This window comes from Comamonas sp. FG99 (assembly GCF_057808605.1).
Genome location: NZ_JBMDII010000005.1, coordinates 72,773 through 87,356 on the forward strand (window position 1 = coordinate 72,773; position 14,584 = coordinate 87,356).

At 68.4% G+C, this 14,584-nt stretch carries 14 protein-coding genes; 8 read left to right on the plus strand and 6 right to left on the minus strand.

The window, feature by feature from the left end:
• Entirely contained in the window at positions 1 to 600 is a 600-nt protein-coding gene (locus tag ACODRX_RS05040; RefSeq protein WP_488869948.1) for a HupE/UreJ family protein, read from the minus strand.
• A 47-nt stretch (positions 601 to 647) separates the two neighbouring features.
• On the minus strand, positions 648 to 950 hold the full coding sequence (locus ACODRX_RS05045) for an urease subunit gamma (RefSeq protein ID WP_488869950.1): 303 nt from the start codon (positions 948 to 950) through the stop codon (positions 648 to 650).
• Between the two features lie 281 nt (positions 951 to 1,231).
• Here ACODRX_RS05045 and urtA point away from each other — a divergent pair, with 281 nt between their 5' ends.
• From urtA to ACODRX_RS05075, 6 genes are all read left to right on the plus strand, one after another.
• A complete protein-coding gene (gene urtA / locus ACODRX_RS05050) occupies positions 1,232 to 2,503 on the plus strand; it encodes an urea ABC transporter substrate-binding protein (RefSeq protein WP_488869952.1) in 1,272 nt (423 codons plus the stop codon).
• 174 nt (positions 2,504 to 2,677) lie between these two features.
• Positions 2,678 to 4,270, plus strand: coding sequence for an urea ABC transporter permease subunit UrtB (urtB, locus tag ACODRX_RS05055; RefSeq protein WP_488869953.1), 1,593 nt, complete (start codon positions 2,678 to 2,680; stop codon positions 4,268 to 4,270).
• 3 nt (positions 4,271 to 4,273) lie between these two features.
• Positions 4,274 to 5,425: an urea ABC transporter permease subunit UrtC gene (urtC, locus tag ACODRX_RS05060; protein WP_488869954.1), complete on the plus strand. Its 1,152-nt coding sequence runs from the start codon at positions 4,274 to 4,276 to the stop codon at positions 5,423 to 5,425.
• Positions 5,422 to 6,279, plus strand: a complete 858-nt coding sequence (gene urtD / locus ACODRX_RS05065) for an urea ABC transporter ATP-binding protein UrtD (protein ID WP_488869955.1) — start codon at positions 5,422 to 5,424, stop codon at positions 6,277 to 6,279. Before urtC ends, urtD begins: the two co-directional genes overlap by 4 nt.
• Before the next feature lie 150 nt (positions 6,280 to 6,429).
• Positions 6,430 to 7,134 carry an urea ABC transporter ATP-binding subunit UrtE gene (urtE, locus tag ACODRX_RS05070; protein WP_488869957.1) on the plus strand — a complete coding sequence of 235 codons (705 nt, stop codon included), beginning with the start codon at positions 6,430 to 6,432 and terminating at the stop codon, positions 7,132 to 7,134.
• 22 nt (positions 7,135 to 7,156) lie between these two features.
• The gene (locus ACODRX_RS05075) at positions 7,157 to 7,987 is read left to right on the plus strand and encodes an urease accessory protein UreD (RefSeq protein ID WP_488869958.1); all 831 of its coding nucleotides are present in this window, start codon (positions 7,157 to 7,159) and stop codon (positions 7,985 to 7,987) included.
• Between the two features lie 10 nt (positions 7,988 to 7,997).
• Here the strand turns inward: ACODRX_RS05075 and ACODRX_RS05080 are convergent, their stop codons facing one another.
• Genes ACODRX_RS05080 through ACODRX_RS05095 form a run of 4 tightly spaced genes read right to left on the minus strand, consistent with a single transcriptional unit; the run spans position 7,998 to position 11,773 of the window.
• On the minus strand, positions 7,998 to 8,765 hold the full coding sequence (locus ACODRX_RS05080; protein WP_488869960.1) for an ABC transporter permease: 768 nt from the start codon (positions 8,763 to 8,765) through the stop codon (positions 7,998 to 8,000).
• A gap of 19 nt (positions 8,766 to 8,784) precedes the next feature.
• Positions 8,785 to 9,639 (minus strand): ABC transporter ATP-binding protein, encoded by an 855-nt coding sequence (locus ACODRX_RS05085; protein WP_488869962.1) that lies wholly within the window; start codon positions 9,637 to 9,639, stop codon positions 8,785 to 8,787.
• Between the two features lie 52 nt (positions 9,640 to 9,691).
• Entirely contained in the window at positions 9,692 to 10,717 is a 1,026-nt protein-coding gene (locus tag ACODRX_RS05090; protein ID WP_488869964.1) for an ABC transporter substrate-binding protein, read from the minus strand.
• 27 nt (positions 10,718 to 10,744) lie between these two features.
• Entirely contained in the window at positions 10,745 to 11,773 is a 1,029-nt protein-coding gene (locus ACODRX_RS05095; RefSeq protein ID WP_488869965.1) for an ABC transporter substrate-binding protein, read from the minus strand.
• A 425-nt stretch (positions 11,774 to 12,198) separates the two neighbouring features.
• Between ACODRX_RS05095 and ACODRX_RS05100 the strand changes: the two genes are divergently transcribed.
• Both ACODRX_RS05100 and ACODRX_RS05105 read left to right on the plus strand, forming a co-directional pair.
• A complete protein-coding gene (locus tag ACODRX_RS05100; protein WP_488869966.1) occupies positions 12,199 to 13,209 on the plus strand; it encodes an isopenicillin N synthase family dioxygenase in 1,011 nt (336 codons plus the stop codon).
• Positions 13,210 to 13,247: 38 nt separating this feature from the next.
• On the plus strand, positions 13,248 to 14,579 hold the full coding sequence (locus ACODRX_RS05105) for a chloride channel protein (protein ID WP_488869968.1): 1,332 nt from the start codon (positions 13,248 to 13,250) through the stop codon (positions 14,577 to 14,579).
• Positions 14,580 to 14,584 lie beyond the last annotated feature (5 nt).

Consider the following 14,584-nt stretch of genomic DNA (forward strand, 5'->3'; position numbering starts at 1 on the left):
TCAGGCCAGCCGGGTCAGCAAGAAGGCGCCGAGCAGCGCGGTGGCCGCGCCAGCCACCCGGGCCAGCCACTGGTGGCGCTGCATCGCCACATGGCCCAGCGCCATGCCGGCGACATGCAGCAGCGCCGAGCCCAGGGCCATGCCGGCCAGCGCGCCGAGCGCCGCCAGGCCGGCGTCGCCCGCCAGCTCGTAGCCATGCGCCGCGCCATGGAAGAAGGCGAACACGCCCGCCAGCGCCGCGGCCAGCACCCAGGGCATGCGCTTTTGCACCGCCACCAGCAGGCCCAGCACCAGCACCGAGGCCGCGATCATGGGCTCCACGCCCGGCACCCACAGGCCGGAAAAGCCGGCCAAGGCGCCGGCCACCAGCAGCGCCACGAAGGCGGCCGGCACGCGCCAGGCGGCCCGCAACGCGGGAAAGGTCAGCGCGCTCCAGGCGCCCACGGCCAGCATGGCCGCCAGGTGGTCGAGGCCGGTGAAGGGATGGGCCAGGCCCTGCAGGAAGCTGTCGGCCAGGCCATGCGTGTGCGGCTGGCCGCCCATATGGGCCAGGGCGGCGGCGGGCAGGCCGGCAAGGGCGAGGGTGCTGATTTTTTTCATGGCTGCTGGTGCTGGGTGGAGAGGGGGGAGGGGGGAGGATGGCGGCTTCAGATGATCGGCTCGTGCACCGTGACCAGCTTGGTGCCGTCGGGAAAGGTGGCCTCGATCTGGATGTCGGGAATCATCTCGGGCACGCCTTGCATCACGTCGGCGCGCCCAAGTACGCCGCGGCCGGCGCTCATCAGCTCGGCCACCGTGCGGCCGTCGCGCGCGCCCTCCATCACGAAGGCGCTGATCAGCGCCACCGCCTCGGGGTAGTTGAGCTTGAGGCCGCGCGCCTTGCGGCGCTCGGCCAGCAGTGCTGCGGTAAAGATCAGCAGCTTGTCTTTTTCGCGGGGAGAGAGTTCCATGCCGCTGCACGATGCAAGGGCCGTGCCAGCTGGTTTGGGGCGCAGGACTCCAAATCCGTGCATGCGCGCTGCACGGCTGCGTGCATGCGGTGCCCGGATGCTGGTTTGTGGTGCCGGCATGCACCAGTCTGGTGCCTGCGGGCCCGCGCAAGTGCAGCGCGCTGCTGCGGTGCATCAGAATGAAACGGGCATGGCACGCGGCTTGCTTGAGGGCTTCGCCAAGGCCGGGAAAACGGTTCCTGGCCTGTATCGGGTTCTCCACTTTCTTGAAAGGTAAAGCCATGTTCGAGCGTCGCACCGCCATGAAAACCCTGGCCGCAGCAGCGGCTGTCGCCGGCCTGTCGTTGATGGGCGCCAGCGCCCAGGCAGCCGATACCATCAAGGTCGGCGTGCTGCACAGCCTCTCGGGCACCATGGCCATCTCGGAGACCGTGCTCAAGGACACGGTGCTCATGGCCATCGACGACATCAACGCCAAGGGCGGCGTGCTGGGCAAGAAGCTCGAGCCCGTGGTGGTGGACCCGGCCTCCAACTGGCCGCTGTTCGCCGAGAAGGCCAAGCAGCTGCTGACGCAGGACAAGGTGGCCGTGGTCTTCGGCTGCTGGACCAGCGTGTCGCGCAAGTCGGTGCTGCCGGTGTTCGAGCAGAACAACGGCCTGCTGTTCTACCCGGTGCAGTACGAGGGCGAGGAGCTTTCCAAGAACGTGTTCTACACCGGCGCCGCGCCGAACCAGCAGGCTATTCCGGCGGTGGAATACCTGATGAGCAAGGAAGGCGGCGGTGCCAAGCGCTTCGTGCTGCTGGGCACCGACTATGTGTACCCGCGCACCACGAACAAGATCCTGCGCGCCTTCCTCAAGTCCAAGGGTGTGAAGGAGGCCGACATCATGGAGACCTACACGCCGTTCGGCCACAGCGACTACCAGACCATCGTGGCCGACATCAAGAAGTTCTCCACCGGCGGCAAGACGGCGGTGATCTCCACCATCAACGGCGACTCCAACGTGCCCTTCTACAAGGAGCTGGGCAATGCCGGGCTCAAGGCCAAGGACGTGCCCGTGGTGGCCTTCAGCGTGGGCGAGGAAGAGCTGCGCGGCGTGGATGCCAAGCCGCTGGTGGGCCACCTGGCCGCGTGGAACTACTTCATGAGCGTGAAGAACCCCACGAACACCGCCTTCATCAAGCAGTGGAGCGACTACGCCAAGGCCAAGGGCATCGCGGGCCACAAGGACAAGCCGCTGACCAACGATCCGATGGAGGCCACCTGGATCGGCATCCACATGTGGAAGCAGGCCGTGGAAAAGGCCAAGAGCACCGACGTGGACAAGGTGATCGCCGCGATGGCCGGCCAGAGCTTTGCCGCGCCCGACGGCTTCACCGTGAAGATGGACGAGAAGAACCACCACCTGCACAAGCCGGTGATGGTGGGCGAGATCAAGGCCGACGGCCAGTTCAACGTGGTCTGGAAGACCAAGGGTCCGATCAAGGCCCAGCCCTGGAGCCCTTATATCGAAGGCAATGACAAGAAGAAGGACGAGCCCGACATGAAATGAGGCACCCCCTGAGCGGCTGCGCCGCCTCCCCCTCTCTGGTGCTTCGCACTGGAGGGGGGCGGCACCTTCGGGGCGGGGCGGCCCTTCCTCGGTGCCCGCTGATGGAGCGTGCCGGTTTCATGGGAAGTGATTTAGAAACGATAGCTGGGCTAAGTGCCGAAGGTTGATTTGACTATGAAAATCCTGCGCATAGCACTGGCCGGCGCCTTGGGCATGCTGCTCTCCCTGCCCGGCCATGCGCTCACGGCCGATCAGGCCTTCGCGATGGCGGCCGCCGATGGCAGCGACGCGCGTGCCCAGGCGATCAACGCCGCGGTGCTGGAGCCCGGCGACGGTGGCCGGCTGGCGGCCTACCTGCAGGCCCTGGCCGACGATGCAGTGCGCACCGCCGGCGGCAAGGCCTACATCGTCGATGGCGAGCGCGCGCTCGACCCCGCCACCGGTGCGGCCGCGGCCCTGCCGGCCGATGCCGAGGAAGTGGTCAACAACAACTACCTGCGCGGCGTGATCGAGTCGGCGCAGGCCGCGCTGGCGCTCGCCGGCAGCGATGTGCAGGCGCGCCGCGCCGCGGCGCGCAAGCTCGCCGACGAGCCGGATGCCGCGCGCCTGCCCCTGATCAACAAGGTGCTGGCCGGCGAGACGGATGCCGAGGTCAAGGCCCTGCTGGCGCGCGCCCGCGCCGCCAGCCTGCTGGGCAGCGAAGATGCCGCCCAGCGCCTGCGGGCGGTGCGCCAGCTGGCCCAGCTCAAGACGCCCGAGACACAGTTGCTGCTGAACCAGCGCCTGGCCGACGAGAGCGACCCCGCGGTGCAAAAGGCGATCCGCACCGCGCTCTCGGCGATTGCCGAATCCCTGGCCTGGGGCGAGCGGGCGGGCGCGGTCTTCAGCGGCCTGAGCCTGGGCTCGGTGCTGCTGCTGGCCGCGCTGGGGCTGGCGATCACCTATGGCCTGATGGGCGTGATCAACATGGCGCATGGCGAGCTGATCATGATTGGCGCCTACGCGACCTATGTGGTGCAGGCCCTGTTCCAGCGCTGGCTGCCCGAGGCCTGGTTCGGCGGGTACCTGGTGGTGGCGGTGCCGGTGGCCTTTGGCGCCGCCGCGCTGGTGGGCGCGGTGCTGGAGCGCGGCGTGATCCGCTTCCTCTACGGCCGCCCGCTGGAGACGCTGCTGGCCACCTTCGGCATCAGCCTGGTGCTGCAGCAGGCGGTGCGCAGCCTGTTCGGCGCGCAGAACGTGGGCGTGGAAAACCCCGCCTGGATGAGCGGCGGCTTGGCGCTGCTGCCCAACCTCACGCTGCCGTTTAACCGCATCGCGATCATCGTCTTCGCGTTCGCGGTGCTGGGCGCGGTGGCCTTCATGATCGCCAAGACGCGGCTGGGCCTGTTCGTGCGCGGCGTCACCCAGAACCGCGCCATGGCTTCCTGTGTGGGCGTGAACACCGCACGCACCGACACCTATGCCTTCGCGCTGGGCTCGGGCATCGCCGGGCTGGCCGGCTGCGCGCTGAGCCAGATCGGCAACGTGGGGCCGGACCTGGGCCAGAACTACATCGTCGACTCCTTCCTGGTGGTGGTGCTCGGCGGCGTGGGCCAGCTCGCGGGCACGGTGTACGCGGCGCTGGGCCTGGGCGTGCTGTCCAAGCTGCTCGAAGGCTGGACCGGCGCGGTGCTGGCCAAGATCGCGGTGCTGCTGTTCATCGTGGTGTTCATACAGAAACGTCCGCAGGGCATCTTCGCCCTGAAGGGCCGCAGCGCGGAGGCTTGAGCCATGGCAACCAAGATCGATCTGCAACTGCCCCAGCCCGAGCCGCTGCTCGGCGCCCGGGGCTGGGCCGTCTTCCTGGCAGCGCTCGTCGCGGTCTGCGCGCTGGCGCCGGCGCTGAACCTGCTGGTGCCCGAGGGCAGCGCGCTGCATCTGTCCGACTACCTGATCGGGCTGCTTGGCAAGTTCATGTGCTATGCGATCGTGGCGCTGGCGATTGATCTGATCTGGGGCTACACCGGCATCCTGAGCCTGGGCCATGGCCTGTTCTTCGCGCTGGGCGGCTATGTGATGGGCATGCACCTGATGCGCGAGGCCGCCGGGCCCGGCGCGCTGCCGGCCTTCATGGGATTTCTGGACTGGAAGGAGCTGCCCTGGCACTGGGCGCTGTCGGGCAGCTTCGCGGCCACCGCGGTGCTGGTGTTGCTGGTGCCGGGCGCGATAGCCGGCGTGTTCGGCTACTTCGCCTTTCGCTCGCGCATCAAGGGTGTGTATTTCTCCATCATCACCCAGGCGCTGACCTATGCGGCCATGCTGCTGTTCTTCCGCAACGAGACGGGCTTTGGCGGCAACAACGGCTTCACCGGGTTCCAGCGCATTCTCGGCTTCCCGCTGAACACGCAGGCCATGCACGTGCTGCTGTTCGCGCTGTCGGGGCTGGCGCTGCTGGGCTGCTTTCTGTTCTCGCGCTGGCTGATCCGCAGCAAATACGGCCGCGTGCTGCAGGCGGTGCGCGATGCCGAGTCGCGAACCATGTTCTGCGGCTACGACCCGCTGCCCTACAAGCTCTCGGTCTGGGTCATCTCGGCGATGATGTGCGGCCTGGCCGGCGCGCTCTATGTGCCGCAGGTGGGCATCATCAACCCCGGCGAGATGAGCGTGGGCAACTCCATCGAAATGGCGGTGTGGACCGCGGTGGGCGGGCGCGCCAGCCTGGCGGGCCCGATCATCGGCGCCTTCGTGGTCAATGGCGGCAAGAGCTGGCTCACCATGGCGGCGCCCGAGTCCTGGCTGTACGTGCTGGGCGCGCTCTTCATCGTGGTGACGCTGTTCATGCCCGGCGGCCTGATCCGCCTGCCGCGCCAGGTACGCGAATGGAGCGCCAGGCGCCGCGCCCAGGCGCGCGCATCCACCCCGCTGCAAGGAGCCAAGGCATGACACCCGACCTGATGGAAGCCGGCAACCAGCGCCTGCAGCACTACCGCAGCACCGAGTCGGGCGGGCGCAGCGCCAGCATGGCGCGGCCCGTGGTGGCCGGCGAAGTGGATGTGACCCACGGCCGCATCCTGTACCTGGAAGACGTGCATGTGAGCTTCGACGGCTTCAAGGCCATCAACGGCCTGAATCTCGACATCGCGCCCGGCGAGCTGCGCTGCATCATCGGCCCCAACGGCGCGGGCAAGACCACGATGATGGACATCATCACCGGCAAGACCCGGCCCGACAGCGGCACCGTGTTCTTCGGCTCCACCATCGACCTGCTGCGCTACAGCGAGCCCGAGATCGCCGCGATGGGCATAGGCCGCAAGTTCCAGAAGCCCACGGTGTTCGAGCAGCTCAGCGTGTTCGAGAACCTGGAGCTGGCGCTGAAGACGCACAAGGGCGTGGCCGCATCCATGCGCTTCGCGCTCGGCGGCGCGCAGAAAGACCGCATCGCCGAGGTGCTGCACACCATCCACCTGGCCGGCAGCATCACGCGCCAGGCCGGGCTGCTCAGCCATGGCCAGAAGCAGTGGCTGGAGATCGGCATGCTGCTGGTGCAAGAACCCAGGCTGCTGCTGCTCGACGAGCCCGTGGCCGGCATGACCGACGAGGAAACCGCGCGCACCGCCGAGCTGTTCCTCGCGCTCAAGGGCCGGCACTCGCTGATGGTGGTGGAGCACGACATGGGCTTCATCGCCACCATCAGCGAGAAGGTGACCGTGCTGTGCGACGGCGCGGTGCTGGCCGAGGGGCCGCTGGCCCAGGTGCAGGCCGATGAGCGGGTGATCGAGGTGTACCTCGGCCGCTGAGCCGCGGCCTTGCTGGAACAAAGAAAATGAGAGCTGCAAGCGCTGATTCATAAAGGTTTTCAGATATGTTTCATATTGAAAACTAGTAGGGATAAGCGCTGCAAGCTATGAAAATTGAATGCGCAGGCCAGGCCCGCGCAGGAGTACCGAATGCTCGAAGTCCAGAACCTGCACCAGTACTACGGCGGCTCGCACATACTGCGCGACGTCAGCCTCCAGGCCGAGACCGGCAAGGTCACCGTGCTGCTGGGGCGCAACGGCGTGGGCAAGACCACGCTGCTCAAGAGCCTGATGGGGCTGGTGCCCATCAAGAGCGGCCGCATCGCCTGGCAGGGCCAGGACATCGCGCGCAGCACGCCCTACGAGCGCGCGCGCCGCGGCATCGGCTACGTGCCGCAGGGGCGCGAGATCTTCTCGCGCCTGTCGGTCGAGGACAACCTGCGCATGGGCCTGGCCTATTGCCCGGCGCGCACCGCGATCCCGGCCGAGCTGTACGAGCTGTTCCCGGTGCTCAAGCAGATGCTGCAGCGGCGCGGCGGCGATCTCTCGGGCGGGCAGCAGCAGCAGCTGGCGATTGCGCGCGCGCTGGCGCCGGGCCCGCGGATGCTGATCCTCGACGAGCCCACCGAGGGCATACAGCCCAGCATCATCAAGGACATCGGCCGCGTGATCCGCAGGCTGGCCAACCGAGGCATGAACGGGCAGGGCATGGCCATCTTGCTGTGCGAGCAGTACTACGATTTTGCCGAGGAGCTGGCCGATCGCTACCTCGTGATGGAGCGCGGCGAGGTCATCGCCGCCGGGCCAGGCAGCGAGATGCGGGACAAGGGCATTCGCAAGCTGGTGGCGATCTGAGTGTTTACGATCTAATGGCGCCATGGGCTGGCATGCACAACTCGACCTCGACTACCGCGCGCAGCAGGGCAGGACGGCCATGCACTTCAGGCACGACGGCCCGCTGCGCGTGCTCAAGAGCCTGTACCCGGAAGGGCCAGCCATCTGCCACAACGTGCTGGTGCATCCGCCCGGCGGCCTGGTTGGCGGCGATGTGCTCGACATCGCGGTGCGGGTCGGCGCCGGCGCCCATGCGCTGGTGACCACGCCGGGCGCGGCGCGCTTCTACAAGAGCAACGGCCAGCAGGCGCTGCAGCGCACGCGGCTGTGCCTGGCCGCCGGCGCGCGGCTCGAATGGCTGCCGCTGGAGGCCATCGCCTACAACGCCTGCGACGCGCTGAACCATCTGCAGATGGAGCTGGCCGAAGGCGCGCAGCTGCTGGCCTGGGATGTGACGGCGCTGGGCCTGCCGCTGGCCGGCCAGCCTTTCGCGCAGGGCCGCTTCGTCCAGCACCTGGAGTGGCCGGGCCTATTCCTGGAGCGCGGCCTGATCGATGCGCAGGACCGCCTGCTGCTCGACGGCGAGTTGGGCCTGGCCGGCCGCCGCTGCCTGGCCAGCCTGGTGCTGGCCAGTGGCACGCCGCTGGCGCGCGCCCAGCGCGAGGCGCTGCTGGAGAGCATGCACGAGCTGCTGCAGTCCGCGCCCGCTGGCGTGGTGGCCGGCGTGACCGCGCCGAGCGAGCACCTGCTGGTGCTGCGCGCGCTGGCGCCGGTGGTGGAGCCGGCGATGGCGCTGTGCAAGAGCGCCTGGGCGCTGTGGCGCGGCCAGCTGTGGGGCCTGCGCGGCGGCATGCCCCGCATCTGGGCGATGTGAGGCAGGGTGCCTACTCGCCCTGCGAGCCCCGCCGTGCCCAGCCGGTGGTGTGCCGCTCGATCGCGCTGAACAGCTCGTACATCAGCATCGCCATGGCGCCGACCACGATCAGGCCCGCGAAGGCCAGCCCCATCTGCATCGACGAGCCGGCCGACACCAGCAGGTAGCCAATGCCCTCGTTGGCGGCGGTCATCTCGCTGACCGTGGTGCCCACGAAGGCCAGCGTGATCGCTACCTTGAGCGAGGCGTAGAAGTAGGGCATGGAGCGCGGCAGGCCGACCTTGAGCAGCACGTCCCAGCGCCTGGCGCCGAGCACGCGCAGCACGTCCTCCAGCTCGGGCTCCAGCGTGGCCAGGCCGGTGGCGATGTTGACCATGATGGGAAAGAAGCTGATCAGGAAGGCGGTGAGTATCGCCGGCCCCGCGCCTATGCCGAACCACACCACCAGGATCGGCACGAAGGCTGCCTTGGGCAGCGCGTTGAAGGCCGTCATCAGCGGGTAGAAAGCCGCGTAGGCCAGGCGCGAGGAGCCGATCAGAAAGCCCAGCAGCACGCCTACCACGATGGCAATGCCGAAGCCCGCCATCGTGACCCAGAAAGTGCGCCAGGCATGGCCGGCGATGACGCCGCTGAACTCGGCCAGCTGCCGGCCTATGGCCAGCGGGCTGGGAAAGATGAATTCCGACACGCCGAAGCCCGAGCAGATCAGCTGCCACAGCACGACGATCGCCAGCAGCAGCACCCACGGCGCCCAGCGTTCCACATATTTGCGTTGCATGCAAGAGTCCCTCGGTGTGTTATTGGCTGATGGCGGCGCCGGCGGTGCCGGCGGCCGGGGCATGGCGCAGCGCGCCGATGTGGCCGCGCAGCTCGTGCACGATGTCGGTGAATTCGCGGGTATAGGTCAGCTCCAGCTCGCGCGGGCGCGGCAGCGCGATCTCGCGGCGCACCACGAAGCGGCCCGGGCTCTTGCTCATCACATAGACCGTGTCGGCCAGGAACACGCTCTCGCGCAGGTCGTGCGTGACCAGGATGACGTTGAAGCCCTGCTCGGCCTGCAGGTCGCGCAGAATGCACCACAGCTCCTCGCGGGTGAAGGCGTCGAGCGCGCCGAAAGGCTCGTCCAGCAGCAGCATCTGGGGCTCGTGGATCAGCGCGCGGCAGATGCTGGCGCGCTGCTGCATGCCGCCCGAGAGCTGCCAGGGGAACTTGTCCTCGTAGCCGGCCAGGCCGACCTTGCGCAGCAGCATGCGGGCGCGCTCCTCGTACTCCTTGCGTCGGGCCTTGAAGCGGCTGCGGTGCGGCTCCACGATCTCCAGCGGCAGCAGCACGTTGTCGACCGTGGTGCGCCAGGGCAGCAGCGACGGTGCCTGGAAGGCCATGCCCGAGATCTTCAGCGGCCCGCTCACGCGCTCGCCTGCCACCAGGATGCGGCCGATGGAGGGCATCTTCAGCCCGGTGGTCAGCTTCATGAAGGTGGACTTGCCGCAGCCCGAAGGGCCGACGATGGCGATGAACTCGCCGCGCGCCACCTCCAGATCGATCGCCTCCACCGCGAAATGGTTGGCGCGCAGCAGCTCCTCGTTGTAGGCCAGCCAGACGTCGCGGAACTCCACGAAGGGTTGGGCGGGATTGGAAACAGCAGGATTCATATCAAAACCAGTTCAGGCGCTTGGGGGGCAAGCGCCATGGGTCATCGAGAGCTTACTTGCGGGGCAAGACATCGAGCTCGGCCGCGGTGGGCAGAAAGCTGCCGTTCCACACCGCCTCGGGCTGCACCCGCGCCTTGGTGGCATAGACGTCGGATACCTGCGAGGCCATCAGCGACAGCCGCGCGGGCGTTGCCTGGCCAAAGCCTTCGGCGCGAGCGTCCGGCGTGTTGACCGCGGTGGCAATCGCCAGCTGCAGGCGGCGGGTCTCGAGTTGCGTGTTGACGATGCCGTCGCGCTCCTTCACATAGGCGATGGCGGCGGCCGGGTTGGCGATCACCTCCTTGGTGCCCTTGGCGAACGCCTGCAAGAAGGCCTTGACCGCGGCGGGGTTCTCCTTGATGAGCCGGGGGCTGGCGATGATGGCGTTGCCGTAGAGCTTGACGCCGTAGTCCGAGAACGGCATCACCGTCACGTCGGCCGCCTTGATGCCGCGCGCCTCCAGGTTCAGCAGCGAGGTGAAGGTAAAGCCGGTGATCGCATCGATGTCGCCGCGCACCAGCATGGTCTCGCGCAGCGGCGGGTCCATGCTGGTCCACTGCACGCTGCCCACCTGGTTGGCCTTGGCAAACAGCGCGAAGCCGCGCCGGCCGGCATCGAACACCGGTGCGCCGAGCTTCTTGCCCGTCAGGTCGGCCGGCTTGACGATGCCACTTTTCTTGAGCGCCATCACCGAGGCTGGCGTGTTGCTGTAGACCACCATCACCGCCACCGGCTGGTTGGGCATGCCGGGGTTGTTGGCCTGGAATTCCATCAGCGCGGCCAGGTCGGCAAAGCCCATGTCGTAGGCGCCCGAAGCCACGCGCTGCACCACGCCGCCCGAGCCGTTGCCGGCATCGATGGCCACGTCGAGGCCGGCGCCCTTGAAATAGCCCTTGGCCGCGGGCAGCAGAAAGAATGCGGCCGGGCCCTCGAAGCGCCAGTCGAGCTGGAACTTGATCGGCGTGGCGGCCCAGGCGTGGGGCAGGGCCGTGGCGGCGGACAGGGCCAGGGCGGTATGCAGGAAGAGTCGCTTGTGCATGGTGCTTTCCTTGGAGTTGATTGCGGATCAGGCCTGGGCCATGCGCTCGGCCAGCGGCGGCAGCAGGCCGCGGTGAAAGAGCGTGGCGGCCGGCGGGCGCGCCTTGAGCGCGAAGCTGTCGGCCACGTCGCTCACCTGCTGCTCCAGCAGGCGCGGGCTGCAGTCGCCCAGCCCATGGCTGCGGGTGTCGGGCGCGGCCACATACTGCGCGGTGATGGCCCAGCGCGCGAGCTCCAGCTTCTCGTCGAGGATGGGCTCGCGCTGGCGGATGGCGGCCATCGCGGCTGCCGGGTTGGCCAGGGTCTCGACGATGGCGCGGTTGCTGGCGCGCAGGAAGGCCGCCACCGCCCCGGGGCGCTCGGCGAGCAGGCTGCTCGAGGCCAGGATGGCATTGCCGTAGAGCTGCACGCCCGCATCGGTGTAGCGCAGGATGGATAGCTGCTCGGGCGGCAGCCGCGCGAACAGGGACACCGCCGAGTCGTGAAAGTAGGTGGCGGCATCCACATCGCCGCGCACCATCACGTTGTCGCGCGCCGAGAACTCGGTGGTGGCCCAGGTGAACAGGTCGGGCGGCAGGCCGCGCTTGCGCGCCACCAGCGGCCACGCGCGGCGTGTGGACTCCACCGCTGCGGCCGCCACCTGCTTGCCCCGCAGGCTGGCGAAATCGGTGGTGATGCCCCGGTCCTTGCGGCCGATGATGACGAAGGGCGCGCGGTTGTAGTACTGGTAGACCGCCTGCACCCGCGGCGAGCCGGGGTTCTGCGCCTGGAACTCGATCAGCGAGCTGATGTCGCCCAGGCCCAGCTGGTAGGCGCCGCTGGCGATGCGGGCGATGGAGGCCACCGAGCCCGAGCCCACGTCGATGCTCACCTCCAGCCCCTCGGCGCGGTAGTAGCCTTTTTGCAGCGCCAGGAAGAACGGCGCGGTCTGCCCGGTGACGCGAAAGTCCAGCGTGAACCTGAGAGGCATCAGTGCCTGGCCCTGTGCATGTGCGGCGGGCAGGGCGGCGCAGGCGCCGATGGCGGGAAGGGTGGAGAGGAAATGGCGGCGTTGCATCTGGAGGTCCCTGGAGCTGCGAAAGAGACCGACCGGTCCGTACGGGGCCGGCGGGCGCGGCATGAGCAATTTCCGGGCTGTGCATGGCACGGGCTGAACGCTTCTACTCGTGGCAGTCGGTATGCAAATGCCGTGCCTGCTCGGGGCTGCCTTGGCTGGGCGCAGGCAGATGCAGGACGGCGGATGCTGCCGTGCATCAAAGTGGTGCCGGTGCGCTTCAAGGCGTGGCAGCGGCCGCACGCCCGAGGTGCGCGGGCCGCGGGGAGCGCGGAGGGGTCGAATGCCTTGGCCGGGGACTGCGCCGCCTGGCCCGGGAATTGCTACAGCTGCCTTGCAGAGTAGAAGCGTTCAGCGCGCAGGCCGGCAGGGCCGGGGCGTGGCAGGTCATTGCTCTCGTTCGCTGTTCAACCCAGGAGCCCCTTGCCATGACCCCATTTGCAAACACCCCATCCACCGCCGGTCATGTGCTCGGCGAACTCGCCAAGGAAGCCCGCATGGGTGCGATGGGTGAGGAAACCCAGGCCCGCGAGGTGCGCATCATCGACCTTTCGGACTTCACGCGGCGCAAGGCGGAGATCGCCGAGCAGCTGTGGGACGCGGCGGTGGAGATCGGCTTCTTCCAGGTCTCGGGCCATGGCATCGCGCTGGCCGACATCGATGCCGCGTTCGCCCGGGCCGAGCAACTGTTCGCGCTGCCGCGCGCGCTCAAGGAGCAGTGGCCGCTGGCGCGCAACGCGGGCTGGGAGCACAAGGCGCAGATCCGCCCATCGACCCGCACCCCGGACCAGAAGGAGTCCTACCAGGTCACGCGCCCGCGCATGGCGGGCCTGTGGCCCAGCGAGGAGGAGCTGCCCGGCTTTCGGGCGGCCACGCTGGCCTTCGAGCGCCAGTGCTGGGAAGTGGGCATGCGCGTGCTGTCGTGCTTTGCGTACAAGCTGGGCTTTGACGAGGGATTCTTCACCCGCGCGCACGATCCAGAGGCCGGCAGCTACCAGAGCACGCTGCGCATGCTGCACTATTTTGCGGCCGATCCCGCGCTCGAGGGCGGGCCGGGCCTGTGGCGCGCCGGCGCGCACACCGACTTCGACTGCCTGACCCTGCTGTTCCAGCGCGTCGGCCAGGGCGGGCTGCAGGTGCTGCCGGGCAAGGAGATGCAGACGCAGCGATGGACGCCGGTGGAGCCGGTGGCGGGCGTGATCACCTGCAACATCGGCGACATGCTCACGCGCTGGAGCGACGACCGGCTGCCCAGCAATTTCCACCGCGTGCGCAATCCGCTGCCGCACGAATACCAGGGGCCGCGCTACAGCCTGGCATTTTTCTGCCAGGCCAACGAGGACGCGGTGATCCAGGGCCCGGCGGGGAAATATCCGCCCATCACCGGCGCGGAGTACCTGCGCCAGCGCATCAGCGCCAATTTCTCCAACCGCTATTGAGTGGGGGCGAGCGCGGGGGGCTTCTATAATCGGCGGCGATGTCTTTGCGATCGCTTCTGCCCGAATGGACGATCCGCCGTGCGCGGCGGCTGTGGGACAACTACGGGGTGCTGTGGCTGGGCGCGATCTGCGTGGGCTTCGTCTCGGTGGCCTATGCCAAGATCATCGACCATGGCTTCGAGCTGTTTCGCGGCATCGTTGCCCACGGCTTCTGGCTGCCGCTGATCATCACGCCGGCGGGCACCGCGCTCGCCGCCTGGCTCACGCGCCGCTGCTTTCCCGGCGCCGAAGGCAGCGGCATACCGCAGGTGATCGCCACGCTGCAGGACGGCCGCCTCGCGCCCCGCCTGCTGTCGCTGCGCATCATGTTCGGCAAGATCGCGGGCTCCTTCATCGGCATCCTGAGCGGCCTGACCATAGGGCGCGAGGGGCCGACGGTGCAGATCGGCGCCTCGCTGATGTATGCCATGCGCAAGGGCTACCGCCGCAGCAGCGTGCAGATCGAGCACCAGCTGGCGCTGGCCGGCGCCGCGGCCGGGCTGGCCGCGGCCTTCAACACGCCGCTGGCCGGCGTGGTCTTCGCCATCGAGGAGCTCAGCCGCAGCTTCGTCGCGCGCAGCAGCGGCGCGCTGATCACCGCGATCATCTTCTCCGGCGTCGTCGCGCTGGGCCTGCAGGGCAACTACCTGTATTTTGGCCGCATCCAGGCTATCACCGATTTCCAGTGGGCGCTGGTGCCCACGCTGATCGGCGCCGGCGTGCTCACCGGCGTGGCCGGCGGCCTGTTCTGCTGGCTGCTGCTCAATGTGGCGCGCTGGATGCCGCAGCGCCTGCAGCAGCTGCGCCGCGAGCGCCCGGTGGCGTTTGCCGCGGGCTGCGGCCTGGTGATTGCGGTGATCGGCCTGGTGTCGGGCGGCGTCACCTTCGGCAGCGGCTATGCCGAGGCCCGCAGCCTGCTCGATTCGCACGAGACGCTGAACCCCGCATATGCGCTGCTCAAGTTCGGCGCGCTCATCGCCTCGTACCTGTCGGGCATTCCTGGCGGCATCTTCGCGCCTTCGCTGGCCATCGGCGCAGGGCTGGGCAATGCCCTGTCGCACCTCAGCTCGGTGATCGCATTGCCGGCGCTGGCCGCGCTGTGCATGGTGGGCTATCTTGCCGCGGTCACGCAGTCGCCGATCACGGCCTTCGTGATCGTGATGGAGATGATCGACGGCCACCAGATGGTGATTCCGCTGATGGCGGTGGCGCTGCTGGCCAGCCAGGTGTCGCGGCTTTTCTCGCCGTCGTTCTACCACACGCTGGCGCACCGCTTCGCGCAGCAAAGCGCGCCCGCGCCTGCATCCGCGCCCGCACCCCCACCGGCCTAGGGCCG